Raw genomic sequence first — 17,381 nt, forward strand, 5'->3', positions numbered from 1 at the left:
AACATCGATCCTGCTTGATGGTTTGGACTTTGGATCCGTTCCCTCGAACACAGAAGCTTGCGACCAGGAACCAGTGAACCATGTCTTCGCTCAATTCAACAGCCGAGTTACCCACAATTTGCAAAAAAGTTGATCTTGCGAATGCGCAGGTGAGGGGCATAATGCCCAAATCCGTACTTGAAGTAGGTTTGCTTCCTGATAACAGAGCGAGCATCCGGCAAACCGCCTGCGAGCCAAGCCGCTACTCGGTAGTGAAATGGCAGGTCGCGCCCGGCACGTACACACCTTTCGCACCCGCGGCGCCCGCCGGGACGCCCCGCGGATGAATCCGGCGGATACGGCGGACGCGACGGGCGATTACGGCGATCACAGCTACGGTCGATCGTTGCTGAATCGTGTCCTAACCGGGGCGGGTGCGGGGGACCCACGTCTCACCCATGTCGCGGAACTGCCCTCACGTGCGGCTCAGGTCACGAATTGGCCCGAATGGACATCCCCCGACGTGGTTGCCGCGGTGCGCGCCACCGGCGTCGAGGCGCCCTGGACTCACCAGGTCGAAGCCGCCGACCTGGCTTTTCAGGGCCGCAACGTGGTGGTCTCCACGGGCACCGCGTCCGGGAAGTCGCTGGCCTACCAGCTACCGGTGCTCACCGCGCTGCAGGCCGATCCGCGCGCGACAGCCCTATATATAGCGCCGACGAAAGCGCTCGGGTCCGACCAGCTGCGCATGATCAATGACCTGACCTGCGCGGATCCACTCCGGAGCGTTCATGCCGCGCCCTACGACGGCGATACTCCGCTCGAGATCCGGCAGTGGGTGCGGTCCAACGCCCGCTGGGTCTTCACCAATCCGGACATGCTGCATATCGGCATGCTGCGCTCACATGCACGCTGGGCTCGGCTGCTGCGGCAGCTCACCTACGTCGTGGTCGACGAATGCCACACCTACCGGGGCGTCTTCGGGTCCCACGTCGCGCTGGTGCTGCGCAGACTGCGCCGGCTCGCCGCCCGCTACGGGGCCGATCCGGTGTTCGTGCTGTGCTCGGCGACCACCGCCGAACCCGCGGATACCGCCACCAGACTTATCGGAGCGCCCTGCGTCGCGGTCACCGAGGACGGGTCGCCACGCGGTTCGCGGACCGTCGCGCTGTGGGAGCCGCCGCTCATCGGCGGGGGCGTGACCGGGGAAAACGGTGCGGCGGTGCGGCGTTCGGCCGGCTCGGAGGCGGCCCGGGTGATGGCCGATCTGGTGACCGAGGGCGCGCGGACACTCACCTTCGTGCGCTCGCGGGTCGGCGCGGAGTCCATCGCCATGGACACCCGGCGCATTCTGGCGGATGTCGACGCCGAACTTCCCGGGCGTGTCGCGGCCTATCGCGCGGGGTACCTCGCCGAGGATCGGCGGGCGCTGGAGGCGGCGCTGTCCGAGGGATCCCTGCTGGGTGCGGCCACGACCAACGCCCTGGAACTGGGGGTGGACATCGCCGGGCTCGATGCCGTGGTGGTGGCCGGATACCCCGGAACCGTCGCCTCGTTCTGGCAGCAGGCCGGGCGCGCCGGACGCCGGACCCAGGGGTCGCTGGTGCTGCTCATCGCCCGGGACGATCCGCTGGACACCTACCTCGTGCATCACCCGCAGGCGCTGCTCGGACGGCCGGTCGAGGCGACCATCACCGACCCGCACAACCCGTACGTGCTCGGGCCGCACCTGCTGTGCGCGGCCCTGGAACATCCGCTCACCGACGCCGAGGTCCATCACTTCCGGGCCTGGGATCTGCTGTCCGACCTGGCCCGACAGGGTCTGATCCGGCGCCGGCCCGGCACCGGGAAGGAGGGGACCGCGCGCTGGTTCACCACGGCGGAGACCCTCCCGCACGACGAGGTCGACGTGCGCGGCGGCATCGGCGCGGGCATCGCGGTGGTCGACGTGGAGACCGGGCGCATGCTCGGCACCACCGATGCCGGGCGCGCACCCGCCACGCTGCACGAAGGCGCGGTCCACCTGCACCAGGGCGAGAGTTTCGTGGTCGACGAACTGGACCTGGAGGAGGGTGTGGCACTCGTGCGCGCCGAGACCCCGGGGTGGAGTACCAGCGCCCGCGCGGTGACCACGATCGAGATCGAGGAGATCTGCGAGGAACGGGAATACGGGCCGGTCACCACCGCTTTCGCGAAGGTTTTCGTGACCCGCCAGGTGATCGGCTACCTGCGGCGGCTGCCCTCGGGCGAGGTCCTGGACATGATTCCGCTCGACCTGCCCGCGCAGACGCTGCCGACGCGGGCGGTGCTGTACACGGTGACGCCCGCGCTGCTGGCCCGGGCGGGTATCGATCCCCGGCAGGCCGGGGGCGCGCTGCACGCGGCCGAGCACGCGGCGATCGGGATGTTGCCCCTGGTCGCGACCTGCGATCGCTGGGACATCGGCGGGGTGTCGACCGCCGAGCACGCCGACACCGGGCTGCCGACGATCTTCGTCTACGACGGGCATCCGGGCGGCGCGGGCTTCGCCGAACGGGGATTCGCGCGGCTGCGGGACTGGCTGGCTGCGACCCTGGCCGCCATCTCCTCCTGCGGGTGCGCGCAGGGCTGCCCGTCCTGCGTCCAGTCCCCCAAGTGCGGAAACGGCAACAATCCGCTGGACAAGGCGGGTGCGGCACGGCTGCTGACGGCGGTGCTGACCGAGCTGGGCGAAGGTGACGGTCCGGCCACCCAACCGTGATCGGACCGTCTCCGGGGCGAGGCCGGAGCATCATCAGACCGCCCGGTCGGGTACCGGGGCGCCAGCCGGTATCGGGCGGCTTCGAGAGCCCCGCGGCGTCCGCCGGCCCGATCGGAGGCCGCGGCCGAATAAAAAGGGATGTGATCCTGTTAACTGGACGATTGCCCTGTTCGATAATGTCGATCACCCATTTACCTGTGCATTCTTTCCGATCAGACTTCCCGCACGAATTGCAATGTGATCGGCGACCGATCTATTCGCCTACCACTTTCATCCAATATCGACATACACCGACACGCAGTGTGGTCCGCGCCATGCAATTTCTAACCAACCGCTCAGTACGAGATAGTCGCCATTGACGAGGGACTACTCGCTATCGGAGACGGGTCCGGCGCGCGCCTGCGTGCGAACCACGCGAGTCCCGAGAGGGCCGAGCGCCATTCGAACCTCGACAACCACGGTCACATCCCAGTCGACTGCCGTGCAGGACACCACCCTCGTGTTCATCCGCCGTCCGATGTCGGCGGCCCGTGCGCAGGCCGCAGCGGTTCCGGCGGTCGAGTCCGCCGCCGCGGCCAGCGCCGCCAGGTCGGCCGCGGACTGCGCGTGGTGGCGGCCCGCGATCGCGACCCCGACCTGCGCCGTCAGCAGCGTGAAGGCCAGGAGAGCGAGCAAGGACACACATGCGGCGACGGTCACACCGCCCGCGTCCGAGCGTGTCGCGGGGCGTGACTGCCCGGACGGCGGGCAGGTGGGCAGCGCTTTCACTCCGGCACCTCCCCCGGTTCGCGAGCGGCCACCGCTTCGGCGCGCAGGGTGAGCGGCAGCAGTGGTGAGCGAGCGCTTACCACTGCCGTCACCAGGTCGCCTTCCAGTCGGACGGTGATCTCCGCGTTCGGCGGGGCGACCCGGCGCGCGGCCGGGACGGCGTGGTCGGCGTCGCCGCGCGCGGTGAGTCGCGCGGCTTCCCGGGCGGCGTCGATACAGCGCACCTGCGCGGCGGCCGCCAGGAGCGCGCCCGCGCACAGCGCGACCACCGCGACGAGGGTGGCCAGGGCCAGCGCGGCCTCCACGGTGGCCATGCCGCGCTCCCCCGCGATCAGCCGACCGAGGTCTTCAGCGCCTTGTCGATGATCTTGGTCAGTGCGTTCACGATGCTGTCCCCGGTCACCACCCCGTACAGCACGGCACCGAAGGCCGCCGCGGCGATCGTCCCGATGGCGTATTCGGCGGTGCTCATGCCGTCCTCGGCCGTGGCCAGGCGCAGCAGGCGGTTGCGCAGCTCCCAGGCGGCGTTCCGCGTCGCAGCTCGCATGGTTGTCCCCTTCCTCGTTCCGGCGCGGCGGTTCCGCGCCGGCACAGTTGGCGTTCACAGCAGGCCCCTGCCCAGCACCCGGCCCGCCAGCCCGATCACGACCGGCACGATGCCGAGGCAGACGAAGGCCGGCAGGAAGCACAGGCCCAGCGGGCCGCCGATGAGGACACCGGCCCGTTCGGCGCGGGCTGCGGCCGCGTCCTCGGCGCCCGCGCGCCGCCGTTCGGCCAATTCGGCTACCGCCGTGGCCAATCCGGCGCCCGAGCGCGCGGACCGGCGGGCCATCCGCGCCAGCGCGGCCACCGATTCGTCCGGGCAGCCCGCGGTCGCCTGTTCCCACGCGGTCACCGGATCAGCGCCCAGCGCAAGCAGATCCGCGGCTCGGTGCAGGACCGCTCCCAGGGGTTCCGGCGTCGTGGGCGCGACCGCCCCGGCGGCGGCAGCGGCGGGCAGCCCCGCGCGCAGACAGGCGGCGAAGAGATCCAGGGCGCCCGCGATCCCGAGTGGGTCGGCTTGCGCGGAGGCAGGCGAGCGAGCGGCCCGGGGTGTCTCACCGGGCCCGCCCGCGCCGCTCGCATCCGATCCCGCGGCGCCCCTGTCGGCCCGGATCCGCAAGGCGCGCAATCGCTGTGCGGGAACCAGATGCCCCGGTGCGGCCAGCAGCGCGAGCGCGGCGCACAGCAGCGTGGGCACGAACGCGTTCATCGCAGCACCCGCTCGGTGATGGCATCGGTCCAGAGCAGTCCCGCACAGGTCAGCCCGGCCCCCAGCGGCAACAGCCAGCTGCCCGCCGCCGACCCGAACAGCACGCTCAACGGTCCGGCTCCCATCAACTGGCCCAACCCGATTCCCAGCACCGGCAGAAACGCCAGCACGCCCGCGGTGGCCCGGGCCCCGGCGAGCGCGGCCCGGGTCCGCTCGCGAAATCTCCCCCGCCCCACCAGATCGACCCGCGTGGCCGCCAACAACTCCGCCAGCGCCAGCCCGTGCCGCTCGGCCACCTCCCAAGCGGCCGCGATCCTGGCCAGTTCCTCGGGAACCGCACTGTCGGCCCGCCGGAACGCCTCCGCCCCGGACCCACCCAACCGGCTCCGAGCCGCACTGACCCCGAAGGTTCGCCCCACGACCCCCGTCACCTCCCGAGCCGCGACCCCCACGGCCGCACTCGGATGCGCCCCGATCCGCAGCTCCCCGATAACCGTCTCCAACCCCTCCATCAGCTCCCCCCTCTCCCGCACCCGCCGCCGCTCCGCCCGCCCCCGCCGCATCCGCACCCCCACGGTCCCGATCACCAATACCCCCGCCACGAACACCCCCGGCCCCACTACGAGCAGCCCCGCCACCACCCCCACCCCGGCCACGACCCGAATCCCTCCACCCCGCAGCCCCTTCCGCCCATCCCGCTTCCCCCCGAACACCGCCCCGAACCGCCGCCGCCCACCCGGCCCGGGCAGCACCGCCAACCCGATCCCCGCACAGGCCGCCGCCATCCCCCACTCTCCGACCACCACATCAACCACCCCCTGTTCGGACACCCACCTGGGTCACGCACCCGCGATAAGTCCAGGAGCCCGCGTCACCGCACAGCGGCGATCACGGTCCGGCTTCCCCGTCCGCGTCGAAGTTGGAGCGCGACGGGGGTGTTCGCCTGGGGCGCTGAGGTTTCAAGGGCGGGAGGTGGCGGTTGGTGGGGAGGTAGGGGATCGGGGCGTCGCAGTCGAGGTGGGGAGACGGTGGTAGGCCCGGGGGTTGGGTGCGCCGCCATTGAAAGTGTTTGGCGCAGCGTTGGTCTCGGGTGGGTCGAGTGGAGTCGGGGTCGGAGGTCGTCACGGGGTGGTCCTTTCGTCCAAGAGGGTCGTGAGGGCGGTGGCCGCGGGGGCCGGGCGGGAGTCGATCGTCCAAGCGGGGGTTATGTGGACCCGGCCTTCCGTTGTGGTGATCAGGCCGATCTCGCGGAGGGTGCGGGAGCCGGCGGGGTCGCGACGCACGTGCAGGACCACCTGGATCGCGGCGGCCAGCTGGCTGTGCAGGGCGGACCTGGACATACCGCCCAGGGCGGCAAGGGCTTCCAGGCGAGCGGGGACCTCGCGGGGGGAATTCGCGTGCACGGTGCCGGCTCCGCCGTCGTGGCCGGTGTTCAGGGCGGTGAGGAGGTCGACGACCTCGGCGCCGCGCACCTCCCCGACCACTATGCGATCGGGGCGCATGCGCAGGGCCTGGCGGACCAGGTCGCGAACCGTCACCTCGCCCGCAGCCTCCACGTTCGGGGGACGGGCCACGAGCCGGACCACGTGCGGGTGCGGCGGGGCCAGCTCGGCGGCGTCCTCCACGCAGATGATGCGTTCGGCGGGGTCGACCTCGGCCAGCAGCGCCGACAACATCGTCGTCTTTCCCGCGCCGGTACCTCCGATGACGAGGAAGGCCAGCCGGGCCCGAATGATCCTCCGCAGCAGCGCTTTCGCCTCGGCCGGGACCGTCCCCGCCGCGGCGAGCGCGGCCAGGCCCTGGGTCGCGGGGCGCAGCACCCGCAGCGACAGGCAGGTGCCGCCGTGGGCGATGGGCGACAGGACCGCGTGCAGCCGCACGCCGAACGAATTGCCCAGGGAGGCTTCCATTCCCGCGAGCCGGCCGTCGACCCAGGGCTGGGCGTCGTCCAGCCGGCGGCCCGCGGCCAGCGCCAGCCGCTGGGCCAGCCGGCGCACCGCCGCCTCGTCGGCGAAGCGGACCGGCGCCCGGCACAGGCCGTGACCGCGATCCACCCATACCGCGTCGGGCGCGGTGACGAGCACGTCCGAGACTTCCGGATCGTGCAGCAGCGGTTCGAGCACGCCCGCGCCGGTGAGTTCGGTCTGCAGCAGTCGCAGCGCGCGCAGCAGGTCCGTATCCCCCAGCACCCCACCGGCTTCGGCTCGAATGGCGGCGGCCACCCGCGCGGGCTCCGGATCCCCCGCGCCGTCGGCCAGCCGCTCTCGCACCCGATCCAGAAGCTCCGCGGTCACCAGTCCGCTCACCTCCGCGCACCCGGACCGCGACCCCGCGCCGCCACCCGGACGACCCGGCGTGCCCGCTCCGCGGCAGTGATGAACCGGGACCACCGAATGGCAACGCGCTCGAGCGCCCGCGTGCCGCCGGGACCCGCCACCCGGGCGACCCGCCACATCAGCTCCCAGGCATCGACCGACCGAATCCACCGCGCAGCTCCACGGCCCCTTGCCCGGATTCCGATGGCGCGCAGCGCCGTAACGGCCCGCCGCCGCTGCTCCTCCACGTCCCCCACCAAGCGCACCACACCGCGCACCCGCCTCCGGTAATCGGCCGGGCACGGCGCGTACGGCTCGCCCGGCCGCACGTCCCCCGCATCCGACCCCCGGGCCGGGCACGCGCCACCATCAGCGCACGCACAAGCACCGGAACGCGGTGCCTGCCGCGCCTCCCCCTCAGCCATAGCCCGAGACGCGCTACCGTGCGCCAACTCCCAAACGCCGAGGTGACGCAGTGCCGACACTGCACTCCGCAGCCGCTCCCACGTGTCGATCAACCTCATCGCACGACGCCTGACCGCCCCGCTCAGCACAGCCACCCGGCCGCACGACTCCGCCCACCATCCACGCGGACGGTGCGACTCCAGCACGGTCGGCTGCGGGGACGGACCGGACACCCGCATCCAGCGGGTCAGCTCGGCCGCGTCCCGGGCGGCGGCGGGGGCGGGGGCGGGCCGCGGGCTCTGCGCGAGATCGCCGGGGTTGCGGCGGCGTGAGCGTTCGCGGGGCTGGGGGCGGGCGGCGAGGGTGTTCCACCGTGCGGGGACGGTGGTGATCGCGGCGTGGCGGGGGCGGGAGGATCGGGACGGGCGCTGCATCAGTGGACTCCTGTCTGATGATGGGCATCGCTTCGGTAGGGGCGCAACGGGATTCGTACGGGCGGATCGGAACGAGCGCGTGTGCCCGCGGGACCGCGAGCACGCGGCTCGGGGCGCTCCAGTGCGGCCAGCACGGACTCGGCGGCCAGGCGCAACGGACCGCGCCTGCGCAGGGACAGGCCGCCGGATTCCAGCCGGCCGGGCAGACCCGGTTGTGGTGGAACCGCGGCCAGGAGCGGAAGATCCAGCGCCCGCACCATGTCGGCGGCGCGGAGACCACCGGGCGCGGGGCCTCGAATCAGCAAGCACACGTGGGGATTTCGTGCCGCCAGGTGCGCGGCGACGGCTTCGGCCGCGGCGGTGGCGCGCAGACGCGCCGGGACCAGCAGGACCACCAGATCGGCGGTGTCGAGCACGGGGTCGGCGTGCGGGCCGCGTTCGGTGGAGAGATCACAGACCACCAGATCGCCCGCGGCCCGCCCGGCTTCGATGACCGCGTGCACGGCTACCGGCGCGAGTTCGACTGCGAGCGTGGCCCTTCCGCAGGAGAGCAAGGCAGCGCCGGCGACGCCCGGGAGGGCCGCGTGTAGCGCGGCCGCCGAGACCCTGCCGTCCTCGATGACCAGATCCGGCCAGCGCAGGCCGGGTGTTCGTTCCAGTCCGAGAAGCAGATCGAGGCCACCGCCGAACGGTGCGGCGTCCACCAGCAGGGTCCGGCCCCGCTGCCGGACGGCGGCGGCGAGGGCGACGGCCGCCGCGAGGGTGGACGCCCCGGCGCCACCGCAGGCGCCGGCGACCGCGATGACCGCGCCGCCGCCGGGGCCGCACGCCGCGTGCGCCGCGAACGCCGCGATGAGCGCGTCGGCCGCGTGCGGGAGCGAGAGAACCTGTTCGGCGCCGACTTCGGTGGCCGCCTGCCATTCCGGCAAACCCGGCTCATCGGCGCTCACCAGCAGAATTCCGGGTCGGCGGGGGCAGCCGGCGGCCGCGCAGCTACGCGCGGCGGCGACGTCGAGCACGATCACCGAGGCGGCGGCCCAGCCGTGCCCGGCCGGCGGGCGGTCGGCTTCGTCGAGCGGATGATCGGCCGCGGCGGCGATGCGCCGCACCTCGTCGCGCAGGCGAGCGCCGGAGACGAGAGCCAGGGCCCGGGGTGGAACAGCGGCTCGGGAGTTCATGCAGGTCAGCGTCGCTCGGCTCGAGCATCGCCGAAAGAGCCGAAACCCGGAATGTGGATAACACGCGACCTGTGGAGAAATCCGGGGCGGAACGCACTGTCCGGAAATAGAGGACGGCCCCAGCCGGGGGGGGGAGGAGGCTGGGGCCGTCGGGTTCAGCCCCGGGGGGTCGGGCTGAACGCTACCTGGACTAAGTCCAGGTATCTGCGATACTACACCCAAGCCCCGTCCCGTTTGCAAGTCCGGTGGGCGAGTCTTTTTCCCGCCGTCACGGCTCGGCTTTCGGCCGGCAAACTCCGGCAAACGCGGCGTGGACCGGGTCGCCGCACCGGTGGGTCACCCGGGAAACCTATTGTGGACCCCGTGACAGCCGAACGCGGACGAGTCGCCGCCTTCTTCGATCTCGACAAGACGGTGATCGCCAGGTCGAGCGCCTTCGTGTTCAGCAAGCCGCTCATGGATCAGGGCCTGCTGAGCAGGCGCGCGGTGCTGGAGAGCAGCTACGCGCACTTCCTGTTCCTGCTCTCGGGCGCGGACCACGATCAGATGGAACGCATGCGCGAGAATCTGCAGCGCATGTGCGCCGGCTGGGATGTGGACCAGGTGCGCGCGGTGGTGGCCGAGACCCTGCACGACATCGTCGATCCGCTCATCTACGCCGAAGCGGCGGATCTCATTGCCGACCACCACATTCGCGGCCACGACGTGATCATCGTCTCGGCCTCGGGCGCGGAGGTGGTGGCGCCCATCGCCGCCGCGCTGGGGGCCGATCACTACGCCGCCACCCGCATGGTGGTCGAAAACAACAGGTACACGGGCGAAGTCGAGTTCTACTGCTACGGCGAGGGCAAGGTCGAGGCGATCCAAAGCCTCTCCGCCACATACGGATACGACCTGACGCGCTGTTACGCGTACTCGGACTCGGTGACCGACGTCCCGATGCTGAGCGCGGTCGGGCACGCCACCGCGGTGAATCCCGACCGCGGACTGCGCCGGGAGGCCCTCGCGCGCGACTGGCCCATCCTGACGTTCTCCAACCCGGTGTCGCTGTGGGCGCGCATTCCGCAGCCGTCGACCACGACGGTCGCGGCCAGCGTGGCGGTGGGCCTGAGCGCGGTCGCGGCGGGCGCGCTGACCTATCGGCTGCTGCGCGGACGGCGCTGACCGGCAGGTCGAATGTTTCCCGAGGACTTGATGTGAGGGCCGTCACAGAGTAACAATGGACGCACGGAAGGACGGAAGGCCAAGGTCGGATCGGAAGAGAAGGTCCGGACTCCCATCCCACCCTTCCCAGCACGGACACCAGGCACCCACGCGGAGCACGCCGCGACAAGGGCACGAGATGTTGTGGGCCTGCGTTATCCGCGATTCCTGTGGCAACGGCCTCGCACTGGCGGGGATGCGCCACATCGGAGTCCGGAGAGCTCGCCGAGGCCGGAACACAACCCGAACAGCACGCTTGGTAACCAGGCGCTCCGTGCTAGCGGGCGGTGAGGTCGCAATCGCGACTACGCCGCCCGCTTCGATGTGCGCACCCGGCACCGCCGATCGATCTCGGCACCGCGGGTGCGCACCCCTTTGTCGCACACCCGCATTCGCGCGATTCCGCGCGCCCGGCCGCCGCGTGGCTACGCGTCAACGGGGCTGAGCCCGGGGGGTCACGATTTCGCGGCGATGGCCGAATCGGCGATCGATTTGGCTTCGCGCGCACCATCTTCGAGCGCGCCGCAGACGAAGAGCACCCAGCCGCCCACCCCGTCCGCGGTGCCCATTCCGAATCCGGCCGCCGCGTCCAGATACGCCTGCCGGCGCCGCAACCAGAACACTTCGGGCACCCCGAGGCTGTGCGGGTCAAGCCCGGTGGACACCGCGACGAGCCGCGACGCCGCCCGCGCGACGATGCCGTCACCGTCCCCGAACGGGCGCAGCGACAGCAGTTCGCCGTGCACGATGGCGGCGATCACCGGGGCCGGCGCCTTGGTCACCTGGATGGTCTGCACCAGCTGGTCGAGTCGTTCGGCCACGCCGCGCACGTCGCGCGGACGCCCCAGGGTGTCCTTGTCCGCGACCATGTCGGCGGCCGCGAGCAGGTGCAGCCGGGCCAGCGCCTGCAGCGGCGCGCGTTCCCAGACCCGGACCAGCGACTGCAGCGGCTCGCCGTCCAGGGCCTGCCCGACGCGCAGAGCACCGGCCAGGATCGGGTCCTCGACGTTGCCGTCGGCGGGCAGTTCGATGGTGCCGCCCTCGATCGCGGCCGAGGAGCGGGCCGCGCGCACGGCGGCCTCGGCGGCGGTGGTCGGCCAGCCGCGCCGGTTCGCCTGGTGCCGGTGCACGAAGGCGAGCGCGTCGCGGGCCTTGTCGGCGGCTTCGAGCACACCGGGCAGTTCGACGAGGGGCTGCAGCGGATCGGTCACAACAGTGGAGGCTACTGCGGCGCCGGGTGTGATCCATCCCCGCGTCAGCGAACGAGCAGGTTGCGGCCGGGGATCGCTTCCAGGAGGCGGCGGGTGTAGTCGGAGACCGGGTTGTCGAAAACGGCCGTGGTGGTGGCCGACTCGACCACCCGGCCCTGCTGCATCACCACGACGTCGTCGGCGATCTGGCGGACGACCGCGAGGTCGTGGGTGATGAACAGGTAGGACAGGCCCAGTTCGGCCTGGAGCTCGTTCAGCAGGGCCAGGATCTGGGCCTGGACCAGGACGTCGAGGGCGGACACGGCCTCGTCGCAGATGACCAGGTCGGGTTCGAGGGCCAGGGCGCGGGCGATCGCCACGCGCTGGCGCTGGCCACCGGAGAGCTCGCCCGGGTAGCGGTCGGCCACGCTCGAGGGCAGCGCGACCAGTTCGAGGAGTTCGCGGACGCGCGCCGCGCGGGTGTCCCGATCCCCGATCTTGTGGACGCGCAGGGGTTCCTCGATGGTGCGGTGGATGGAGTACGTGGGGTCCAGGGAGCCGTAGGGGTTCTGGAAGACGGGCTGGACGCGGCGGCGGAACGCGAGCGGGGTCTGGGCGAGCAGTCGCTTCAGATCCGCGCCGTCGAAAGTGACCGCGCCGGACGATGGTTCGAGCAGCCCGAGCGCCATCTGCGCGACGGTGGTCTTACCGGAGCCGGATTCGCCGACGATCGCCGTGGTCGTGCCGCGCCGGACACGGAAGGAAACATCCTGTGCCGCGGCGTGTTCGGTGTGCTTCCACGGCACGGACCCGCGCACTCGATACCGCTTGGTCAGCCGGTCGACGACCAGGATGTCCGCGGGGGCCGCGCCGTCGGTCACCGCGTCGGCGACGTCGACGGCGAGGTCGCGAATGGCGGCGCGCTCGCACCCGGACGAGAGTCGCTGCGCGGCCAGTGACGGCGCCGCCTCGACCAGCCGGCGGGTGTACTCGTGCCGCGGATCACGCAGAATCTCCAGGGCCGGACCGGATTCCACCACCCGCCCCCGATACATCACCACCAGGTGCTCGGCCCGCTCGGCGGCCAGGCCCAGATCGTGGGTGATGAGCAGGACCGCGGTGCCGAGTTCCCGGGTGAGCCCGTCGATATGGTCCAGGATCTGCCGTTGCACGGTGACGTCCAGCGCGGACGTCGGCTCGTCGGCGATGAGCAGCGCGGGCCGCGCCGACAGTCCGATGGCGATGAGCGCGCGCTGGCGCATACCGCCGGAGAACTCGTGCGGGTACTGGTCGATGCGCCGTTCGGCGTCCGGGATCCCGGCCTCGGCCAGCAGTTCGACGGCGCGCTGCCGGACGCCGCGCCCGTGTGCCACGCCATTGGCGACCAGCGCCTCCCCGATCTGGAAGCCGATCTTCCACACCGGGTCGAGATTGGACATGGGATCCTGCGGCACGAATCCGATTCCGTTGCCGCGCACCGCGACCAGTTCCTTCTCCGTGGCGGCGGTCAGTTCGCGCCCGTCGAAGACGATGCTGCCGGAGTCGACGCGCCCGGACCCGGGCAGCAGCCCGATGATCGCGTGCGCGGTGGTGGACTTCCCGGATCCGGACTCCCCCACGATGGCCACGGTCTGGCCCGGGTACACCGTCAGGTTCACCCCGCGCACCGCGTCCACCCGGCGCTCGCCCGCGCCGAAACTGATGTGCAGGTCCCGGATTTCGAGCAGCGGGGCGGTCATCGGCGCTCCTTCGGGTCGAGCGCGTCGCGCAGGGCGTCGCCGAGCATGATGAAGCCGAGCACGGTCACCGCGAGCGCGGTGGCCGGGTAGAACAGGATGAGCGAGCCGGCGCGCAACTGCCGCTGTCCGGCGGCGATGTCCGCGCCCCAGGAGATCTCGGTGGGCGGCAGGCCGACGCCCAGGAACGACAGCGTGGCCTCGGTGACGATGAAGACGCCGAGCCAGATGGTGGTCACCACGATGACCGGCCCGAGCGCGTTGGGGATCACGTGCCGCAGCAGGATGCGGAAACGCCCGACGCCGAGCGCGGTGGCGGCCTGCACGTAGTCGTTGCCCTTGGCGGACAGCACCGAACCGCGCGCGATGCGCGCCACCTGCGGCCAGGTGAAGGCGGCCATGATGGCGATGACCATCCAGATGGTCCGGTCCTGCGCGAGCTGCATGATGACGATGGCGGCCAGCATGAGCGGCACCGCGTACACGATCTCGGCGATGCGGGAGATGAGCGAATCCAGCGGTCCGCCATAGAATCCCGCGAGCGCGCCGAGGGTGCCGCCGACGCCCAGGAACAGCAGGGTGGCCCCGATCCCGGTGAGCACCGAGGCGCGGGCGCCGTAGATGGTGCGGGCGTAGATGTCGCAGCCCTGCAGGTCGTAGCCGAACCAGTGGTCCCGGCTGGGCGGGGCGAGGCTGAAGTCGACGACGCAGTAGCGCGGGTCCTGGCCGGTGAACAGGCCGGGGAAGATCGCGACGAGCAATACCAGCAGGATCAGCGCGGACGCCACCAGGAACAGCGGCCGCCGGCGCAGCGATCGCCACGCCGTGCGCCAGAATCCGGCGGGGGCGCCGTCGATCCGGACCGGGTCGACGCGTTCGGCCACCGCCACGTCCTCGGGCGGCGCCACCCAGCGTTCCTGTCCGGGCCGGGGAGCGCTCGCCGTGTTCTCCTGCGACATCGGTGGCTCCTGTTCAGGCATAGCGGATCCGCGGATCGAGAACGGCGTAGAGCAGGTCCACGATCAGGTTGGTGAGCAGGAAGATGATGATGAGCGCGGTCACGAAGGACACCACGGTCGGCGCCTCCCCGCGCACCACGGCCTGGTAGAGGGTGCCGCCGACGCCGGGGATGTTGAAGATGCCCTCGGTGACGATGGCCCCGCCCATGAGCGCGCCCAGATCCGCGCCCAGGAAGGTGACCACGGGGATGAGCGAGTTCCGCAGGATGTGCCCGATCACGACCTGCCGCCGGGGCAGGCCCTTGGCGGTGGCGGTGCGCACGAAGTCGGCGTTCTTGTTCTCCGCCACCGCGTTCCGGGTCAGGCGCAGCACGTAGGCGAAGGACAGCGAGCCGAGCACCAGCGCGGGCACGATGAGCCGGGGCAGGCTGACGTCCGAGCCGACGGTGACCGGCGCGATGCCCCACTGCACGCCGAACAGGAACTGGGCGAGGAACCCGACCACGAAGATCGGCACGGCGATGACGACCAGGCTCACGACCAGCATGGTGGAGTCGAACCAGCCGCCCCTGCGCAGTCCGGCGACGACGCCGAACACGATGCCGAAGACGGCCTCGAAGAAGACCGCGAGCAGCGCGAGCCGGAAGGTGATCGGGAAGGCGTGCGCGAGTACGTCTTTCACCGGCCGCCCGGAGTACGAGGTGCCGAGGTCGAGGGTGAAGATGCCCTTCAGGTAGTGCGCGTACTGCTGCCAGAACCCCCGGTCGAGGCCGTACTGCTCACGCAGTTGCGCCTCCAGGGCGGGGGTGAGCGTGCGCTGTCCGGCCAGCGCCGTCACCGAACCGCCGCTGACCTTCCAGATCAGGTAGTAGACGAGCAGGGTCGCGCCGAAGAAGACGGGGATCATCTGCAGCAGCCGCCGCACTATGTACCAGGCCACGCGTGTCCTTTCCTCGGTGCGGCACAGTCGTTCCCGGGCGTCCGGCTCATCGGAGCTCGAGGTTCTCGTAGTCGGGCAGCCCGTTCCAGGCCATGGTCACGCCGGTGACGCGTTTGGAGTAGCCGGCGGAGTTGATGTAGTCGAAGACCGGGATGGCGGGCAGGTCGCGCAGCAGGATCGTCTGCGCCTGCCCGGCCAGCCGCCAGGATTCGGGTTCGGTGGCGGCGGCCTCGGCGGCGGCGATCAGGCGGTCGAACTCCGGGCTCCGGAAGTCCACGTCGTTGCTGGGCGAGGTGGACAGGAAGCTGGGTTCGAGGAACTGCAGCATGGTCGGATAGTCGCCCTGCCAGCCGAAACGGAAGGCCTTGCCGACGGTGTGCGCCACCACCTGGTCGCGCAGCTGCTTGAAGGTCGGGTAGGCCGCGCCGGCGGCGTCGATACCGAGGGTGTTGCGAATGCTGTTGGCCATGGCGTCGATCCAGGACTGGTGCCCGCCGTCGGCGTTGTACGCGATCTCGAATCGTCCACTCCAGGGCGCGATCTCATCGGCGCGGGCCCAGAGTCGCCGGGCCTCGTCGGGGTTGTAGTCCAGGACCCCGGAGCCCGGCAGGTCGGGATCGAAGCCGGGCAGGGCCCGGGAGGTGAAGTCGCGGGACGGAATCCGGGTGCCGCGGAAGATCTTCCGGCCGATCTGCTCCCGGTCGATGGCCATGGAGACGGCCTGGCGGCGCAGCCGGCCCTCCTCCCCGGTGAAGTGCGGGAGATTGCCCTGCAGGCCGATCCACTGGGCCTGGGCGGTGGGCCCCTCGATGGCCCGGTCGCCGAGGTCGTCGCGGTACACCGCGATGGCGCTGTCGGGGATGGTGTCCAGCAGATCGAGGTTGTCGGCCAGCAGATCGGAGTAGGCGGCGTCGAAGTTGGAGTAGAACACGAAGGTCAGGCCCTCGTTGCGGGGTGGGCGGCCGCCCCGGTAGCTCTCGTTGGGCACCAGGGTCAGCTGCACGTCGTGCTGCCAGGCGTCCTCGTCCGCGAAGCGGTACGGGCCGTTGCCGATGGGGTGCTGCCCGAAGGCCTTCATGTCCCGGAAGGCGACCGCGGGCAGCGGATAGAACGGCGCGTAGGCCAGCCGGGTGCGAAAGTCGATGGTCGGCGCGATCAGGTCGACGGTGAAGGTCAGGTTGTCGATGATCTTCAGGCCCGACATCGTCTGCGCGCGTGGCGGATCCGCCTGCACGTCGTCGAATCCGGCGATGGGCCCGTAGGTGTAGCTCTGCAACTGGGCGTTGGTGACCAGCGCGCCGAAGTTCCAGGCGTCCACGAAGGACTTCGCGGTGACCGGCGAGCCGTCGCTGAACGTCCAGCCGGGGCGCAGCCGGATCACGTAGTGCTGCTGATCGGTGGTCTCGATGCTCTCGGCGACCTCGTCGTGCAGCGTCCCGCGATTGTCGATGTAGCGCAGCCCGGAGAAGAGCCGGTCCACGATGCGGCCGCCGCCGTTCTCGTTGGTGTTGGACGGAATGAGCGGGTTCTGCGGCTCCGAGCCGTTCACGGCGATGACGTCGCCGTACACCGGTGCGACCGCGCCGCCGGACAGGGCGATCGCGAGCAGCGCGAGTACCGCGACCAGTACCACCGCGGCCTGGCGGGCCGCCGAATACCTCAGGTCCACGAGCGCCCCGTTCGTTCATGAAATGCGCGTTCATGATTCGTGCATGAGAACTCAGCAAAGCTAGGTGCAGACCCTAGCCCGGTCCGGCCCGCTCCGCAGGAGACCGGGCCGCCCCGGCCGAAAACCCCGGTTCGGCGCGCCCGCCGGGAGTGAATGTCCTCACCTTCCGGCGAGTGGGACCGAGGGGGATCGGCGGTCCCGGCGCACGTCACACTCCGATACTGTCGAACGTGGCCGCGGTCACCCCCGGGGCAAGTATTTCCTGCACAGCAGGGCACGCGAGGGAAGAAGAGACGAGATGACCGACACCACCGCCGAGCACCCGGATGTCTACCCACCCGGCGCCGAGTTCGCCGCCGCCGCCAACGCCGACGGCGCCCTCTACGAGCGGGCCGCCGCGGATCGCGAGGGCTTCTGGGCCGAACAGGCCGGGCGGCTGCACTGGGCCGAGCCGTGGACCCGGGTGCTGGACTGGGACGACGCGCCCTTCGCCAAATGGTTCGTCGGCGGCAAGCTGAACGTCGCCTACAACTGCGTGGACCGGCACGTGCTGGACGGTCACGGCGAGCAGGTCGCCATCCACTGGGAGGGTGAGCCCGGCGATTCCCGCGCC

General features: G+C 71.2%; 15 protein-coding genes. 3 read left to right on the forward strand and 12 right to left on the reverse strand.

The window, feature by feature from the left end:
- Positions 1 to 322 precede the first annotated feature (322 nt).
- A complete protein-coding gene (locus ACWDOP_RS25440) occupies positions 323 to 2,719 on the forward strand; it encodes a DEAD/DEAH box helicase (RefSeq protein ID WP_456347057.1) in 2,397 nt (798 codons plus the stop codon).
- Between the two features lie 366 nt (positions 2,720 to 3,085).
- Here the strand turns inward: ACWDOP_RS25440 and ACWDOP_RS25445 are convergent, their stop codons facing one another.
- From ACWDOP_RS25445 to ssd, 7 genes are all read right to left on the reverse strand, one after another.
- A complete protein-coding gene (locus ACWDOP_RS25445) occupies positions 3,086 to 3,487 on the reverse strand; it encodes an Rv3654c family TadE-like protein (RefSeq protein ID WP_456347058.1) in 402 nt (133 codons plus the stop codon).
- Positions 3,484 to 3,801 carry a TadE family type IV pilus minor pilin gene (locus ACWDOP_RS25450; RefSeq protein WP_456347059.1) on the reverse strand — a complete coding sequence of 106 codons (318 nt, stop codon included), beginning with the start codon at positions 3,799 to 3,801 and terminating at the stop codon, positions 3,484 to 3,486. The genes ACWDOP_RS25445 and ACWDOP_RS25450 overlap by 4 nt, the downstream gene beginning before the upstream one ends.
- A gap of 17 nt (positions 3,802 to 3,818) precedes the next feature.
- Entirely contained in the window at positions 3,819 to 4,034 is a 216-nt protein-coding gene (locus ACWDOP_RS25455; RefSeq protein WP_456347060.1) for a DUF4244 domain-containing protein, read from the reverse strand.
- Positions 4,035 to 4,088: 54 nt separating this feature from the next.
- Positions 4,089 to 4,739, reverse strand: coding sequence for a type II secretion system F family protein (locus ACWDOP_RS25460; RefSeq protein WP_456347061.1), 651 nt, complete (start codon positions 4,737 to 4,739; stop codon positions 4,089 to 4,091).
- Entirely contained in the window at positions 4,736 to 5,395 is a 660-nt protein-coding gene (locus tag ACWDOP_RS25465) for a type II secretion system F family protein (RefSeq protein ID WP_456347062.1), read from the reverse strand. The genes ACWDOP_RS25460 and ACWDOP_RS25465 overlap by 4 nt, the downstream gene beginning before the upstream one ends.
- A gap of 465 nt (positions 5,396 to 5,860) precedes the next feature.
- Entirely contained in the window at positions 5,861 to 7,045 is a 1,185-nt protein-coding gene (locus tag ACWDOP_RS25470; protein WP_456347063.1) for a TadA family conjugal transfer-associated ATPase, read from the reverse strand.
- An 847-nt stretch (positions 7,046 to 7,892) separates the two neighbouring features.
- Positions 7,893 to 9,071: a septum site-determining protein Ssd gene (gene ssd / locus ACWDOP_RS25475; protein WP_456347064.1), complete on the reverse strand. Its 1,179-nt coding sequence runs from the start codon at positions 9,069 to 9,071 to the stop codon at positions 7,893 to 7,895.
- Between the two features lie 354 nt (positions 9,072 to 9,425).
- On the opposite strand from ssd, the gene ACWDOP_RS25480 reads away from it, so the two are divergent.
- Complete coding sequence (locus ACWDOP_RS25480; RefSeq protein WP_456347065.1) at positions 9,426 to 10,235, forward strand: HAD family hydrolase; 810 nt, start codon at positions 9,426 to 9,428, stop codon at positions 10,233 to 10,235.
- A gap of 494 nt (positions 10,236 to 10,729) precedes the next feature.
- Here the strand turns inward: ACWDOP_RS25480 and ACWDOP_RS25485 are convergent, their stop codons facing one another.
- From ACWDOP_RS25485 to ACWDOP_RS25505, 5 genes are read right to left on the reverse strand one after another with little or no spacing between them, the layout of a single operon-like run.
- The gene (locus ACWDOP_RS25485) at positions 10,730 to 11,485 is read right to left on the reverse strand and encodes an oxidoreductase (protein ID WP_454204702.1); all 756 of its coding nucleotides are present in this window, start codon (positions 11,483 to 11,485) and stop codon (positions 10,730 to 10,732) included.
- Positions 11,486 to 11,529: 44 nt separating this feature from the next.
- Positions 11,530 to 13,203, reverse strand: coding sequence for a dipeptide ABC transporter ATP-binding protein (locus ACWDOP_RS25490; RefSeq protein WP_456347066.1), 1,674 nt, complete (start codon positions 13,201 to 13,203; stop codon positions 11,530 to 11,532).
- Complete coding sequence (locus ACWDOP_RS25495; protein WP_456347067.1) at positions 13,200 to 14,159, reverse strand: ABC transporter permease; 960 nt, start codon at positions 14,157 to 14,159, stop codon at positions 13,200 to 13,202. The genes ACWDOP_RS25490 and ACWDOP_RS25495 overlap by 4 nt, the downstream gene beginning before the upstream one ends.
- 13 nt (positions 14,160 to 14,172) lie before the next feature.
- Positions 14,173 to 15,099: an ABC transporter permease gene (locus ACWDOP_RS25500; RefSeq protein ID WP_456347068.1), complete on the reverse strand. Its 927-nt coding sequence runs from the start codon at positions 15,097 to 15,099 to the stop codon at positions 14,173 to 14,175.
- A gap of 46 nt (positions 15,100 to 15,145) precedes the next feature.
- Positions 15,146 to 16,768: a peptide ABC transporter substrate-binding protein gene (locus ACWDOP_RS25505; protein ID WP_456347069.1), complete on the reverse strand. Its 1,623-nt coding sequence runs from the start codon at positions 16,766 to 16,768 to the stop codon at positions 15,146 to 15,148.
- A 298-nt stretch (positions 16,769 to 17,066) separates the two neighbouring features.
- Between ACWDOP_RS25505 and ACWDOP_RS25510 the strand changes: the two genes are divergently transcribed.
- On the forward strand, positions 17,067 to 17,381 hold a 315-nt coding region (locus tag ACWDOP_RS25510), incomplete at its 3' end, for an acetyl-coenzyme A synthetase N-terminal domain-containing protein (protein WP_456347070.1).

It is taken from the genome of Nocardia sp. NPDC003693 (genome assembly GCF_053981095.1).